The following is a 14,983-nucleotide window of genomic DNA, read 5'->3' on the forward strand; positions in this document are numbered from 1 at the left end:
GCCATACTCAGCCTACTTTTTCACATTACTACCTAATTGCCAACATCTTGCATCCTCTCAAAATATTCTGTATAATTTTATTTTTTCCACAGGCATACCATCGCATATTTGCCGCCGTTTAAAAAAGTGTTTATTCACATTTGTTAATTACTATTGTGGATTGCATTTTTGCGATTAAGCTATTTTAGCACCATCATTAGTACGCACTTTATGATCAAATTGAAGTACATCACCTTTGTTGCACCTGTTTTTTTTGCCTTATCTACCCGGGCGCAGCAAAACCCCTCTTTCCATGTTAACAAGGTTTACAACACCGCCGCCGACCTGCTGGATAAGGGGAAATACGCTGCCGCTGCCGAACAATTCCGCCTGGTAGAAGAAACACGCTTAAAAACAGTCCCCCAATCAAAATTCGAAACCGAGCTTTCGTTGCTTAAAGAGAACGCCCAGTACTACGAGGCCTTTTGCGCCCTGGAGTTGGGTAACGACGATGCCGAAAGCATGCTGCTCCGTTTTATAAAAGAGCACCCCGAAAACCCGCTTACCAAGCTGGCGTTTTTCCAGGTGGGCCGCTCGTATTTTAAACAGGAGAAATATGAAGAAGCTTTAACCTGGTTCAACAAAGTGGAAGATGGCGAGCTTACCGGCTCGCAAAACACCGAGTATAAGTTCCGCAAGGGCTATGCCTACTTTATGCTGAACGATTACAAAAACGCGCAGCCACTTTTTGGCGAAGTAAGAAACAAGCGCTCGGCCTTTACCGATGATGCGATCTACTACTTTGCGTATATAGCGTACCTTAAAAAAGATTACGCCATTGCGCTTCAAAACTTCGAGCGTTTAAAAAACTCGAAGAAATACGAAAGCAGCTACCCATACTACATTACCGCGGTTTACTTTTTAGATAAGCGCTATAACGATGTTATCGCCTACGCGGTGCCTATCTTGAAAAACACCAAACAGCAAAACGAAACCGAGATGATGCGCATAGTGGGTGCATCGTACTTTGCCAAAGGTGATTTTGATAACTCGGTGAATTACTACACCCAGTTTCAGGAGCGCGATATGGGCAAAACCCAAAACACGCAGGATAGCTACCAAATAGGTTACGCCTTTTATAAAGTAGGCAATTACGCCAAAGCGGCCAGCGAACTGGAAAAATTGGTTGCCCAAAACGACAACTACAGCCAAAGCGGCAGCTACACTCTGGGCGATGTGTTCCTGAAAATGAACAACAAGCAAAGTGCCCGTAACGCTTTCCGCGTAGCCTCGAGATTAGATTACGATAAGCAGATACAGGAAGACGCGCTTTACCAATTCGCCAAACTATCGTACGAGCTCGATTTTAATAACGAAGCCCTTGTCGCTACCCGCGCATACCTTAAAAACTATCCGCGCAGCAGCCGTAATGATGAGGTGAAAATATTATTAGGCGAAGAACTACTTAACTCGCGCAACTATAAAGAAGCCGTAGAAATATTGGAGCCTATCCCCAATAAATCTGTAAGTGCGCAGGAAGCATACCAAAAAGTTACCTACTACCGCGGCTTAGAGTTTTACAACGAACGTGCTTTTGAGAACGGTATTGGTATTTTCCTCCGTTCGCTTAAAAACCCTATCGATACCAAAATACAGGCACTCACCTATTACTGGATGGCCGAGGCCATGTACGAGGTGCGCAAGTACGGCGAATCGGTTGATAACTTTAAGAAGTTTTTGGCCATGCCCGAATCGCAGGATACTCAGCTATCTAACTTTGCCAACTACGCGCTGGCTTATGCGGCCTTTGGTGGCGAGCAATACAGCACCGCAGCCAACTACTTCGAGAAGTTTTTGCGCGGCGATGTAAAAGATAAAAACAGCGAAAACGACGCTATCGCCCGCCTTGGCGACAGCTATTTTGTGATGAAGAGCTATGGCAACGCCATGGAAGCTTACGACCGCCTGATAGCCCGTCAAACACAGGACCAGGATTACGCCCTCTTTCAGCGTGGTATCATCCAAGGCTTACAAGGTAACCTGGACGCTAAAATAGCAACCCTGAATGATGTGTTAGCCAAATTCCCTAATTCGGATTATGCGGATGATGCTTCGTTCGAGATAGCATACACCTACTTCCTGAAAAACGATGGCGACCGCGCCAAAACCGACCTGCAAGCCATGATACAAAAGTATCCGCGCAGCAGCTACGTTCCGCGTGCGCTTACTACCGTTGGTTTAATTGATTACAACGCCGGCCGCGACGACGAAGCGGTTACCTCGTTCAAAAAGGTAGTTTCGGATTACTCATCGAGCGATGAAGCAAAAACCTCGCTGAAACAGGTAGAAAAAATTTATACCGATAAAGGCGATGCACAAACCTTTATCAACTACGCAGGCACAACCGCCATTGGCAACTACTCAACATCCGACCAGGAGAACATTATGTTTGCAGCCGCCAACAACCTGTACCTCCGCGCCGATTGGCAGGGTACCGTTAACGCCGTGGGCGCTTACTTCGATAAATTCCCAACCAAGCAGATATACGAGAAAGAAGCACGTTTTATCCGCGCGCAAGCTTTAGTAAACCTGGGCAAATATGACGAAGCGGTTGTAGATTACAATGTGATATTGAACGACTGGACCAGCGCCTACAGCGAAAAGGCCTTGATCAGCATGGCGAAATTATACATGTCGCAAAAGAAGTATAACGATGCCATTGTTTTCTTGAAGAGGTTAGAAACCAATTCAGAGTACAAGGCCGACTACTCTTATGCCATCAATAACCTGTTGTTCTGCTACGCGCAGATAAACATGCACGATGATGTGCTGAAATATGCTAACCTGATACGCGATAACGAAAAATCGGCAGAGGAAGATATAGCTAAAACCGGTACTTACGCAGGTAAAGCTTATTTAGCTAAAGCTGATACCGCATCGGCCATTACCGAGTTCAACTTCACCCTTAAAAACACCAAATCGGTTGCTGCTGCAGAAGCTAAATACAACCTGGCTTATATCGACTATCTGCGCGGCAAATACAAAGCATCTCAAAAAACGTGTTTCGATTTGGCCAAAGAGATGCCGAATTACGATTACTGGATAGCCAAAACCTTTATACTGCTTGCCGATAACTACGTTGGGCTGAAAGACAACTTCCAGGCCAAGGCAACGCTACAGAGTGTGATAGAAAACTACAAGGGTAACGACGATATACTGCCAACAGCTAAACAAAAGCTGGCGCAGCTAACGCCGCAAAAAGCGGGAGCACCAAAACTGGCGCCAACCCCTACAGCCCCTGCCGATACAACTAAACAAGCTACCAAAGAATAAAAGAGGAACAAGCAATGACCACGAAATACAATTATATACTGCTCGCTGTGTTGATGAGTTTCTTCTTTGTGGCGGCCAACGCGCAAACTAAGAAACCCGCCACCAAACCGGCGGCTAAAACAGCACAAAAGCCCGCACCAAAAAAGGCTGCGGCTAAAAAACCTGCCAAAGCAACTACTGCGGTGCAACAAAAGGCTTCGGCCAAAAACCTTGGCGATGCAGCCGCTACTGTAGCGGTTGATACCACCAAAAAAGGCGGACAAAACAATAACAATGCTAATACACCCGGCGCAGGCCTAACCGAAGAGATAGTAGTAACCACAGCCTACAAGCCTGTATTGGCCGAGGCTGTGAAAATACGCCGCAACCCAAATTTGGAAGAAGCCGCTACTTTTAAGGCGCCGTTGTCTTACACGCCTATCGACAAAAAGCTACTGCAAGACAATAACATTGGCGAACTGGAAGCCATGAAACGCCCTGCCGAACAAGATTCGGTATTGCTGAATAACTACGTAAAAGCAGGTTTAGGCAGCATGAAAACCAGCTATGCAGAAGGTTACTTTGCAAATGGCCGCGACCAGGCCCTGCAGGTTGGTGGCTTCCTGAAGCACTTTGCACAGGCAGGCAACCAACTTAAACAAAACGAGATACGCGATGAGATAGGCGTTTTCGGCAAAAGCATAAACCAGGATTATACCCTAAGCGGGCGCATTAACTACAAACGCCGCGGTACTTATTTCTACGGAGATAACACATCTGGCGTAGAACCTACGGGCTACACTTTTGATCCGCAGAAACAGGTTTTCAATAACATTGGTGCAGAAGGCGAAATTGCCAAAAACTACAAGGATGAGGAGAACGCCTTTACCTACGCGGCAAAAGTTAAGGGCTACCTGTTTAGCAACAGCTACAGCGCCAAAGAAAGCAACGTGGTAGTGTCGGGTTTTCTTAACCAAACAGTTAAGCAGTTTTACGCAGGTTTAGCAGCATCTTTAGATTTGAGCAGCCAAAAAGATGTGGCTTACTCGGTAAGTAACAGCATTGTTAGGGCCAACCCTTACATCAAATTCCAGGGCGAAAATTATAAAATTGATGCAGGTGTAAACATTGCCAAAGAGTTTGGCTTTTCCGATAGGTTCTTCATTTTTCCGGCAGCAAAACTGGAGTTCCAGGTGGTGCCAAAGTATGTGCGCTTGTTCGCCGAAGCTAAGGGTGATGTAAAACGCGCTTCTATGCAGGAGTATACCGATGTTAATCCATTTTTGGGCCCAAACATCGCTCTGCAAAACTCGGTTGACCAGTTGGATATCGCCGTCGGGTTGAAAGGTACACTGGCACCGGGACTGAGCTTTAAAGCATCAGTTTTCCGCAACCAGGTAAAAAACTTGCCATTGTTCGTAAACGATTTTGCTAACACCGGCAACCAATACGCCGTGGTTTACGATGGCGGCAAGGCACGCATCAGCGGTTTCAACGGCGAACTAAACTTTAAGGCCGCTGAAGATTTCGACCTGTTTGGCCGCGTGGAGGTTAAAGACTATAAACTGGCTACCGAAGCCAAACCCTGGAACCTGCCTACCTTTAAGCTAACTGCCGGTACGGTTATCCACATTAGCGATAAAGTTGACATCAATGGTTCGCTGCTTTTCCGTGGCGCAACGCAGGATAGGCCTTTGGTATTACCGGGCGGCACTACCCCGGCAGTAAGCTCAGCAATTAACTCTTTTGCCGATCTGAGCGGCGGTGCTACTTATAAAGTAAACAAAAAGGTATCGGTATTTGTACAGGTAAATAATATTTTAAGCACCAGCAACCAAACCTGGCTATATTACCCTAATTATGGGCTTAATGTATTCGGGGGTGTGGGCTATGCTTTTTAGGTTTTTCAAAATTTTATAATTATCCGTACTTTTAGCGCATGGACGTAGGCTATTACATAAGCGAACTGCTGGGGCTGCATGGCGATGTTAACGTACCCGGGCTCGGCTATTTCGCCCATACCCGTGTTAACGGTTATTACAGCGACAGGGAGGGCAAGTTTTATCCCCCCGGATATAGCGTACAGTTCGACCCCCAATTTTTGGATAACGACGACGCACTGGCGGTGCATATTGCCGAGAAAAAGAAGATATCGGTAGCATCATCAAAATACTTTACCGAAAAGTATGTGCTGGGCCTTAAACAACAAGCCGCTGCCGACGAGGCTCAACTGGCCGATTTGGGCTGGTTTACCATGCACAATATGCAGCTGCTTTTTAAGCCCAACGGCGTTGCCACTACCGACCCTGAGTTTTACGGCTACCCTACCATATCGCTTAAAAAGCTTGGCAGGGCAAAAACAATAAATCAACAGTACCAGCCGGAGCCTGAAACGTACACGCCCGAGCCGGCATATCAGCAACCCGCTTACCAGGAAGCACCGTATGTTGCTCCCGAATACCCGGAGTATGTTGACCAGGAACAGGAAGAATACCTGATAGCGCTAACCCGCAAAAAACGCCGCCGTACGCTTATCATATTTGTATTGCTTACGCTGTTAGTTACAGCTGTAGCCGTATTCATGATAAAAAAATACGACGCTAAGGCTTTCAACTTCTCGTTTGGGGCTAATGCCGAAAAAGAAGAACCACAAGCCGAAGCACCAAAAATTGTGATGGAGACGGTGGACACTACTGCTCGTGATAGCGGGAAGGTAATACGTAACCTTGAACCGGATTCGGTAACACAAAGTTCGCCTGCCGTAAAAGATACTGCATCACTTCCGCGTTATGAATTGATAGTGAAGAATGTTAAAACCAATGATGAGGCCGGTGCTGCTATTCTCGATTTCCGTAAAAAAGGTATACAGGCGCATGTAGTGACCGATTTACCTGGTAAACTGATACATATATCGGTAGGTATGTATCCAACACAAGGTTTGGCAATTGAAGCACAAAACCAATATATTGCTAATAAAACTTTTAAAGCAAAAGACATCTACGTTCAATCGGTAAAACCCAAAGGATAGACAAAACGATACTGCAAATAAGAAAGCCCGCATAGGGCATGTCCCCTCAATACAAACCCCATTAACAGCAAATGACTTTATTATTCGCTCAGGCAGCAGATACAGCACAAAAACTATTAGATACAGCGGCACAGGCCGGCCAGCAACTGGCAAAAATCCCCGATGAAGAATTACGCTTTGGCGACCTACTAATAAAAGGTGGCTGGGTAATGATACCCATTGGTATACTGGCCGTATTAGGTTTAGTGATATTCTTCGAACGCTTTTTTACTATCCGCAAAGCCTCTAAAGACGAATCGCACCTGATGATACAGGTTCGCGCCAGCATTATGTCGGGCAATTTAGAGTCGGCCGTTGCTATCTGCAAAAACAGTAACTCGCCGCTGGGTCGCATGTTGCAAAAAGGTTTGCTGCGCATTGGCCGCCCTATAAAAGATATCGAGGGTGCCATTGAAAACGTTGGTAAACTGGAAGTATCAAAACTGGAGAAGAACATAGGCATCCTGGGCATTGTGGCCGGTATAGCCCCCATGTTTGGCTTCTTGGGTACCATTGCAGGGGTAATTAAGATATTTTACGATATCTCTAAAACAGATAACATTAGCATGGGTGTAATATCCGGTGGTTTATACGTTAAAATGGTAACATCGGCAGCGGGCCTATTCGTGGGTATTGTTGCCTACGTATGCCACCACGTACTAAACATGATGGTTGATAAAGTAATTTTGAAACTGGAAACCGATGCTATTGAATTTATTGACCTGTTAGAGGAGCCGAGCAAATGAATTTAAGGAAAAGACAACGCGGTGCGGCGGCAGAGGTACACACCTCGGCCATGAACGATATCATGTTCTTCCTGCTTTTGTTCTTTTTGATAGCCTCTACCGTTACCAACCCCAACGTTATTAAACTGATGCTGCCCAAATCATCAAGCGGGCAATCGGTATCTAAAAAAACTATCAACGTTTCTATAGATAAAGACTTGCGGTATACTGTAGACAAAAAAGAAGTGCCCGTGGCCGACCTCCCCAACGTGATAGGCGGCTATAAAAAATTGGCAAGCGAATTGACCATAGTATTATACGTAGACCGCACCGTAGCTATACAGGATGTGGTAGCCGTAATGGATATAGCACAAAAACTAAATATAAAACTGGTACTGGCAACAGAACCGAAGGGATAAAAGCTCAAAGCCGAAAGTCTAAAGCTTAAAGCCTGAGAAGGAAAAGCTTTTGCCTTTATGCTTTAAGCTTTCAGCTTAAAAAAATGGAGTACAGGGAAGAAAATAATTATCCGAAAGCATTTGCTGCAACAGGTGTGATACTTGCAGTAGTGATCGCCCTGTGCTATTTTATTGTGTTTAGAGACCCACCTCCTGAACAGGAAGGCACTGGCGGTATATTGGTTAATTACGGTACTGTAGATGAGGGTATGGGCAGCGACTATATGAGTATAGATGAACCTTCAGTTGCCGAAAATGCCAATCAATCCAAACCCGATAAAGTAACCGAAACTCCGCCAACCGAAGAAAAGCCGGTTGAAGAAAGCAGCGACAAAAACGTTGTTACCCAAAATAACGAGGATGCACCCGAAGTGGCAGCAAACTCTAAAGCGCCAAGCAAAACAGTAGCTACCCAGCCTGTTAAAAAGCCGGTAGAAGCGCCAAAAGTGAACCAAAATGCCCTCTACAAAGGCAAAACCAACAATGGCAGCGGCGAAGGCGATGGTACAGGCAGCACACCGGGCAACCAGGGCAAAACCACCGGTACTACCCTCACCAATAACTATGATGGTACAGGTAGCGGCAATGGTGGCAGCCTCAATTTGGTACAACGCAGTTTTGTTAGCCGCCCAAGTGTGAGCGACGATAAACGCCACGCCGGCAAAGTGGTGGTAGATATTACCGTAGACAAAAACGGCCGTGTGGTAACCGCTCGCGCCGGTGCACGTGGTACCACTATTACCGATGCCGACCTACTGCAGAAATGTGAAGATGCATTGCTGAACTCGCAATTCAACTCATCAGACACAGCGCCGGACAGCCAAAGGGGGACAATGACCTTTGTGTTTAAACTCAATTAAGTTTAATCCATAGTCCAAGGACAATAGACCATAGCAGAATTTTATTTCTACTTTTGACAAACCATAGCTATGGACTATAAAGCCACCCTCGACTATCTGTTTAACCAGCTACCGATGTTTACCCGTGTAGGGGCTTCTGCTTTTAAGAAGGACCTTACCAATACACTCGCGCTTTGCGAACGGCTGGATAACCCGCAGCATAAATTCAAAAGCATACATGTGGGCGGCACTAATGGCAAGGGTTCAACATCCCACATGCTGGCAGCCATACTGCAAACTGCGGGATATAAAACGGGATTGTACACCTCCCCTCACCTAAAAGATTTCCGCGAACGCATACGTATTAACGGGCAGATGATAAGTGAGCAAACCGTTATTGATTTTGTGGCAAACCATCAGCAGGATTTTGAGGAGATAGAACCCTCTTTTTTTGAGATGACCGTGGCATTGGCTTTTGATGTTTTCGCCAAAGAGCAGGTTGATATTGCCATGGTAGAAGTAGGTTTGGGTGGAAGGTTGGATTCAACCAACATCATTACCCCGCTCCTATCGGTAATCACCAATATTGGTTGGGACCATATGAATATGCTGGGCGATACACTGCCGCTGATAGCCGGCGAAAAGGCGGGCATTATAAAACCCGGTGTTCCGGTGGTAATTGGCGAACATCAGCCAGAGGTGTCTGAGGTGTTTTTGAACAAAGCCAAAGCCGTAAACGCCCCTATAGAGTTTGCCTCCGAAGAATGGGAAACCATATCGCAAAACAACAATTTAAATCTCTTGACGGTTGAAGTGCAAAGGCAAGTGTTACCCACTTTTGCCTACTCGGATGAGCAAGTGCTTCAATTCCAACTCGACTTGCCCGGCAGCTACCAAATTAAAAACCTCAAAACCGTTTTAACCGCAATAGACGAACTGCGTAACCAAGGTTTCAACATAACTGATGAACACCTTGCCATTGCCTTAAAGCAGGTAAAAACCCTAACTGGCCTGCACGGCCGTTGGGAAACCCTCAGTTCATCTCCCCTCACCATTTGCGATACCGGGCATAACCCCGAAGGCATTACCGAAGTTCTAAAGAACATCGCCTCGGTACCATACAAACACCTGCATTTTGTAATAGGCATGGTGAAGGATAAAGATATTACCAAAGTATTGGGCATGCTCCCGCAAAAGGCAGTTTATTACTTCTGCAAACCCGATATCCCCCGCGGATTAGAAGCCGAAAGCCTAAAGGAAAAAGCCGACAGCTTTGGTCTGCATGGCGAAGCCTATATTTCGGTAACCGCCGCACTTGCCGCCGCCCGTGAAGCTGCAGATGCCGATGATTTAGTTTTTGTTGGCGGGAGTACTTTTGTGGTGGCAGAGGCTGTTTGAAAGTCTTGGTTAAATAAAAAACTTTTGTCATTCTGAGCGAGAGCGAAGAATCTGTTAGTCACAATGCTATAGCCGCCATGCCAATTCGCGAATAGATGCTTCGTCCCTCAGCATGACAAAGGTTGTACAAATGCGACCACTTGCTACATTCTGTTCATTCTAAAAATTACCTGAAATTCGAGTTCAGAAAAAGACAAATTCCTCTACCTTTAGCCACACAAACCAAACATTATGGCCTACCAACCAGCTAATACCCGTTACGACAAAATGGAATACCGCCGCTGCGGAAAAAGCGGCATTAAACTACCCGAGATCTCACTTGGCCTTTGGCACAACTTCGGGCATGTGGATGTAATGGAAAACTTCCGCAAAATATTACACCTGGCCTTCGATAGCGGCATTACCCACTTCGATCTTGCCAATAACTACGGCCCGCCTCCGGGTTCGGCAGAAACCAATTTCGGTAAAATACTGAAAGAGGATTTTGAAGGCTACCGCGATGAAATGATCATTTCTACCAAGGCCGGCTACCACATGTGGGCAGGCCCCTACGGCGAGTGGGGTTCTAAAAAATACCTGGTAAGCAGCCTCGACCAAAGCCTGAAACGCATGGGATTGGATTACGTAGACATCTTTTACCATCACCGCCCGGATCCCGACACCCCGCTGGAAGAAACCATGATGGCTTTAGACCTTATTGTTCGCCAGGGTAAAGCGCTTTACGCAGGTATATCTAACTACAATGCAGAAGAAGCCGACAAAGCCATCAGCATATTAAAACAATTAGGCACGCCATGCCTCATCCATCAGCCAAAATACTCCATGTTCGTTCGCGACCCGGAAGCTGGGCTATTGAATGTTTTGGAAGACGAGGGCGTAGGTTGTATACCATTCTCGCCGTTGGCCCAGGGTTTGCTCACCAACAAATACCTGCATGGTATTCCCGAAGATTCGCGCGCTGCAAAGTCAACCGGCTTCCTGCAAACCGACCAGGTAACAGATGAAGCCATAGCTAAAGTGAAAAAACTAAACGAACTGGCAGTTGAACGCGGACAAACCCTTGCCCAAATGGCCATAGCCTGGCTGCTGAAAGATAGCCGCGTAACATCAGTACTTATCGGTGCAAGCAAACCCGCTCAATTGGCCGATTCTTTGAAAGCGCTGGATAATAAGGCGTTTTCTGCTGAAGAACTGGAAAAAATTGAAGGAATATTGAAATAACTACTTCGTAACTATAGCGATGGGTTTAAAACCCATCGCTATAACAACATTTGCTCCCGCGAGTTTCCAACTCGTGGCCGGCATGAGGTCAGCTTTCAGCTGACGCAAGCAAAATGCTTGCTTTTATTAGTTGTTAATATCCCCGGCAACTTTTTTCCTGTCCCCCTTTAACAATAATTAACATTATGCATCTAACGTTTTTAAGGAATAAGGCACATCTTAGTGCCACCTATACGCGCCTGCATGAAACAACACCTTTTACTCGCCTTCCTACTACTGTTTACATCTAAAATTTTTGCCCAGGATATTACCCTTAGCGGCAATATAACTGCTGATGACGGCAAGCCCATCCCATTTGCTACCGTCTATATTAAAAACACAACCAAAGGCACATCCGCCAATAGCGATGGCGAATACAGCCTGAACCTTGCGCCAGGGAGTTATGAAGTTCAGTTTAAAGCCATTGGCTACAGACAGGAAAGCCGCAAGTTGGAGCTAAAGGCCGCACAAAGCCTTAATGTTTCTTTAAAAGCCGAAGACTACCAAATAAAAGAAGTTACGGTACGGGCAGGTGGCGAAGACCCTGCCTACGCCATCATCCGCAAGGCCATCAAAAAACGTAAAGGCTACCTCAACGCTGTTAACTCTTACACAGCCGAGGTATATATCAAGGGTTTACAGAAACTACTGGCCGCCCCAAAGAAGTTCCTGATGTTTGATGTGCAGAAGGCCACGCGCGAGGCCGGGCTGGATAGTAACCGCCGGGGTATTGTTTACCTGTCCGAGTCGCAATCCAAACTCAACTATATGCGCCCGGATAATATACGCGAAGAAATTATTTCCTCTAAAGTATCGGGCAGTAACCGGGCTTTCAGCTTCAACCGCGCGTCAGACCTGAGGGTGAATTTTTACGAGAATATGCAAACCTGGGACGGATTGAGCAACCGCCCGCTGGTATCGCCCATTGCGGATAACGCCCTCTTTTACTACAAATACCAATGGATGGGCATTTCGATAGAGAATGGAGAAACCATCAACAAAATAAAAGTAACGCCCCGCCGCGACCACGACCCATGCTTTAGCGGGTACATTTACATACTGGACGATAGCTGGCGACTGCAAAGCCTGGCACTCACCATCACCAAGAAAGCCAACATCAACTTTGTAGACACCCTGAGCGTTAACGAGGAATATGTGCCGGTAACCAGCAATGTTTGGATGCCAAGCTCTATCAAATTTGAGTTCACCGGTGGTTTATTCGGTTTCCGCGTAGGCGGGTATTTTATTTCGATCTATAAAGATTACGATATTAACCCTAAACTCGATAAAAAACAATTTGCAGAAACGCTGCTCATCACCAAAGGCGTAAACAAAAAAGACTCAGCCTTTTGGGAACAACAGCGCCCCATCCCGCTAACTGCCGAAGAAAAAACCGACTATCAAAAGAAAGCCGTGCTTGCCGCCAAGCGAGAATCGAAAACCTACCTTGACTCGTTGGACAAAGAAAACAATAAGGTAAGTTTTGATAAACTGCTCGTTAGCGGTTACCAACACCGCAACCGTTACAAGCATCAATATTATAACTTCAACTCCATCATTAACTCGGTTTATTACAATACCGTACAGGGGCTGGCATTGGATTATGGCATGTCATACACCAAGGGCTTAGACAGCGCCAATCGTTTCCTATCCACCAAATACTATTCGATATACGGCCGGGCGGGTTATAATTTTGCCAATAAAATTTTCACGGGCAGCGGCGGCTTTACCATATCAACAGGGACTACCACCTTCAACGTTGGCGGCGGTTCGGCTATCGAGGATATGAACAACCGACAGCCCATTACCCGTTTCATGAACACTGCCTATAGCCTGCTCAACCGCGAGAACTTTCAAAAGCTGTACCAAAAGCAATACGCGTCCTTCGGCATTAATACCCGCATAAGCGGCGGCTGGATTGCCAGCGGAACAGCAGAATGGGCCGACCGTAAGTGGCTGCCCAACATGGCCGATTACAGCTTGTTCCACCCCAAAGGCAACGAGTTCACCTCCAACAACCCCCTGACCCCGGCTGTAGATGCGCCGTTGTTTCCGCAAAACCAGTCGTTCAAAGTAGCACTGCGGACTTCCTACAACTTCAGCAACAAGTACGAAACCTACCCCACCGGCAGGCGCTATTTGCCATCGGCATACCCAACTATTGGCTTAAACCTTACAAAAGGCTTCAAAAATGTGTTAGGGTCAGATGTGGATTATACCCTGCTATCTGCCGATATATCTAAAACCGATATCCCGCTGGGCTTTTACGGGAAAACCAGCTTCTACCTTGGGGCGGGAAAATTCTTCAATGCCAATAGCCTGTTTTATACCGATTACAAACACTTCTCGGGCAACCAAGTGCTGTTTTACGATTCGGGCATCAATCACTTCCTGCTGCTCAACTATTACAACTACAGCACCGGCGACAAATACCTCGAAGGGCACCTCGAACATAATTTCTCAGGCTTCATCACCAACAAACTGCCCCTCATCCGCAAGCTAAAACTGCAGGAGATACTGGATGTAAATTACCTGTACACCCCAACGCTAAAACATTACACCGAGCTCGGCTTCGGCCTGCAAACCAATACCGGCATAAGGGTAATGTACGGGCTGGCGTTTAACCAGGGTGGCAGGGTTGATAATGCGCTGAGGATAGGGTTGAGTTTTTAGGGTTGGTGAGTAGTGAGCTGTGAGTGGAGAATAGTTAAAAGTAACGAACCATTCACCACTCTCTAAATCAACCATTCACTATCATTAAAACTTGCTTTATTACATGTTAATCAGCTAAATTTATCTCAAACTAAATAACCTTTGCCATGATATTTAAAAACGCCATCAGCTGGTTCGAGATACCGGTTGCCGATATTGATCGTGCCCAGAAATTTTACGAAACCATTTTCGATATCGAGATGATACCGATGGATATGGACGATTTTAAACTGCAAATGCGCATGTTCCCGCTCGAAAGCCCGATGGGTGTAGGCGGCGCGCTTTGCTACGCGGGCGATTTTTACAAGCCATCGGCAGATAGCGGCCCGCTGGTTTACCTGAATGCGAACCCCGATGTGCAAAACATATTAGATAAAATAGAAGCCGCCGGCGGCACTATCGTTGTGCCCAAAACAGAGATTTCGCCAAGCTACGGCCACATGGGCGTGTTTTTAGATAGCGAAGGCAACAGGATAGCCCTACATTCGCTGCCGGTGGAGATGAGTGAGGAATAGGTACTATCATAAACGTTGTCATTTCGAAAGAACAGAGGGGGGAAGGTGCGTTGTGTGAGGAGAAATCTTGTTCATTATGCAAAGTTCGCCGTAATGCAAGGCGTTCATTCATAGCGGTAATACTTTATCTAACAAGATTTCTCGTCGTTTCGCTTCCCTCGAAATGACATCGTGGTTTTAAACTTTTTTATTAAAAAACTTTCCTCATCCTTACTACTCCCAAAACCTCGCCATCGGGCAATACCGGATCCAAGCGTTCCAGGGCGGTGTAGCCCATAGCTTCGTAAAGGGGTACGCCGGGTAGTGTCGCACCCAGTTCCATTACGGTGAAGCCGTTGGCACGGGCGGCATCTTCGCAAGCGGTTATTAATACCCGCCCTATCCCCTGCCGTGCAAAATCGGGGTGTACGAAAAAGGCGCGGATGCGGGCAGCATCGGTAACAGGGTCAAGTAGTGGGTCTTCTACTTCTTTATGCTGGTCGCCGCCGTAGAGGGTGTTGCGTTTGCTCCATCCGCCGCAAGCTGCTATTACGCCCTCTTTCTCTACTACGTAATACGTGCCGTCAATAATCAATTGGGTATCTACACCAAAAATGTATTTAATGGCACTTTCAATTTGGGCATCGGTGTAATAATTGGTGCTTAATCCGCGTACCGACAGTGCTATCATCTGCCGGAGGTAGGATATATCAGAGAAAGTTGCGGGCCTGACCATGTG

At 46.4% G+C, this 14,983-nt stretch carries 11 protein-coding genes; 10 read left to right on the forward strand and 1 reads right to left on the reverse strand.

What is annotated here, in order from left to right:
- The first annotated feature begins 210 nt into the window (after positions 1–210).
- The 10 genes from BC343_RS11465 (at position 211) to BC343_RS11510 (ending at position 14,265) form a co-directional block, all read left to right on the forward strand.
- Positions 211–3,312, forward strand: coding sequence for a tetratricopeptide repeat protein (locus tag BC343_RS11465; protein ID WP_078347924.1), 3,102 nt, complete (start codon positions 211–213; stop codon positions 3,310–3,312).
- 14 nt (positions 3,313–3,326) lie between these two features.
- The gene (locus BC343_RS11470; RefSeq protein WP_143822155.1) at positions 3,327–5,192 is read left to right on the forward strand and encodes a TonB-dependent receptor domain-containing protein; all 1,866 of its coding nucleotides are present in this window, start codon (positions 3,327–3,329) and stop codon (positions 5,190–5,192) included.
- 38 nt (positions 5,193–5,230) lie between these two features.
- Positions 5,231–6,319 (forward strand): HU domain-containing protein, encoded by a 1,089-nt coding sequence (locus BC343_RS11475; RefSeq protein ID WP_078347926.1) that lies wholly within the window; start codon positions 5,231–5,233, stop codon positions 6,317–6,319.
- A 71-nt stretch (positions 6,320–6,390) separates the two neighbouring features.
- Positions 6,391–7,104 (forward strand): MotA/TolQ/ExbB proton channel family protein, encoded by a 714-nt coding sequence (locus BC343_RS11480; protein WP_078347927.1) that lies wholly within the window; start codon positions 6,391–6,393, stop codon positions 7,102–7,104.
- Positions 7,101–7,502 carry an ExbD/TolR family protein gene (locus tag BC343_RS11485; RefSeq protein ID WP_078347928.1) on the forward strand — a complete coding sequence of 134 codons (402 nt, stop codon included), beginning with the start codon at positions 7,101–7,103 and terminating at the stop codon, positions 7,500–7,502. The genes BC343_RS11480 and BC343_RS11485 overlap by 4 nt, the downstream gene beginning before the upstream one ends.
- Positions 7,503–7,585: 83 nt before the next feature.
- Positions 7,586–8,401, forward strand: coding sequence for an energy transducer TonB (locus BC343_RS11490; RefSeq protein WP_078347929.1), 816 nt, complete (start codon positions 7,586–7,588; stop codon positions 8,399–8,401).
- Between the two features lie 69 nt (positions 8,402–8,470).
- Positions 8,471–9,778, forward strand: coding sequence for a bifunctional folylpolyglutamate synthase/dihydrofolate synthase (locus tag BC343_RS11495; protein ID WP_078347930.1), 1,308 nt, complete (start codon positions 8,471–8,473; stop codon positions 9,776–9,778).
- A 231-nt stretch (positions 9,779–10,009) separates the two neighbouring features.
- A complete protein-coding gene (mgrA, locus tag BC343_RS11500; RefSeq protein ID WP_078347931.1) occupies positions 10,010–10,999 on the forward strand; it encodes an L-glyceraldehyde 3-phosphate reductase in 990 nt (329 codons plus the stop codon).
- 243 nt (positions 11,000–11,242) lie between these two features.
- Positions 11,243–13,711: a DUF5686 and carboxypeptidase regulatory-like domain-containing protein gene (locus BC343_RS11505; protein ID WP_078347932.1), complete on the forward strand. Its 2,469-nt coding sequence runs from the start codon at positions 11,243–11,245 to the stop codon at positions 13,709–13,711.
- A gap of 146 nt (positions 13,712–13,857) precedes the next feature.
- The gene (locus BC343_RS11510) at positions 13,858–14,265 is read left to right on the forward strand and encodes a VOC family protein (protein WP_078347933.1); all 408 of its coding nucleotides are present in this window, start codon (positions 13,858–13,860) and stop codon (positions 14,263–14,265) included.
- Between the two features lie 190 nt (positions 14,266–14,455).
- Here BC343_RS11510 and BC343_RS11515 read toward each other — a convergent pair whose 3' ends face one another.
- The gene (locus BC343_RS11515) at positions 14,456–14,980 is read right to left on the reverse strand and encodes a GNAT family N-acetyltransferase (RefSeq protein WP_078347934.1); all 525 of its coding nucleotides are present in this window, start codon (positions 14,978–14,980) and stop codon (positions 14,456–14,458) included.
- Between the last annotated feature and the right edge of the window lie 3 nt (positions 14,981–14,983).

Origin of the sequence: Mucilaginibacter pedocola, assembly GCF_002013915.1 — a bacterium.
Lineage (GTDB): Bacteria > Bacteroidota > Bacteroidia > Sphingobacteriales > Sphingobacteriaceae > Mucilaginibacter > Mucilaginibacter pedocola.

Excerpts from the sequence above, each read along its gene's own strand:
- BC343_RS11465 (WP_078347924.1), top strand. The coding sequence starts at position 211 with ATGATCAAATTGAAGTACATCACCTTTGTTGCACCTGTTTTTTTTGCC.
- BC343_RS11470 (WP_143822155.1), top strand. The coding sequence starts at position 3,327 with ATGACCACGAAATACAATTATATACTGCTCGCTGTGTTGATGAGTTTC.
- BC343_RS11475 (WP_078347926.1), top strand. The coding sequence starts at position 5,231 with ATGGACGTAGGCTATTACATAAGCGAACTGCTGGGGCTGCATGGCGAT.
- BC343_RS11480 (WP_078347927.1), top strand. The coding sequence starts at position 6,391 with ATGACTTTATTATTCGCTCAGGCAGCAGATACAGCACAAAAACTATTA.
- BC343_RS11485 (WP_078347928.1), top strand. The coding sequence starts at position 7,101 with ATGAATTTAAGGAAAAGACAACGCGGTGCGGCGGCAGAGGTACACACC.
- BC343_RS11490 (WP_078347929.1), top strand. The coding sequence starts at position 7,586 with ATGGAGTACAGGGAAGAAAATAATTATCCGAAAGCATTTGCTGCAACA.
- BC343_RS11495 (WP_078347930.1), top strand. The coding sequence starts at position 8,471 with ATGGACTATAAAGCCACCCTCGACTATCTGTTTAACCAGCTACCGATG.
- mgrA (WP_078347931.1), top strand. The coding sequence starts at position 10,010 with ATGGCCTACCAACCAGCTAATACCCGTTACGACAAAATGGAATACCGC.
- BC343_RS11505 (WP_078347932.1), top strand. The coding sequence starts at position 11,243 with ATGAAACAACACCTTTTACTCGCCTTCCTACTACTGTTTACATCTAAA.
- BC343_RS11510 (WP_078347933.1), top strand. The coding sequence starts at position 13,858 with ATGATATTTAAAAACGCCATCAGCTGGTTCGAGATACCGGTTGCCGAT.
- BC343_RS11515 (WP_078347934.1), bottom strand. The coding sequence starts at position 14,980 with ATGGTCAGGCCCGCAACTTTCTCTGATATATCCTACCTCCGGCAGATG.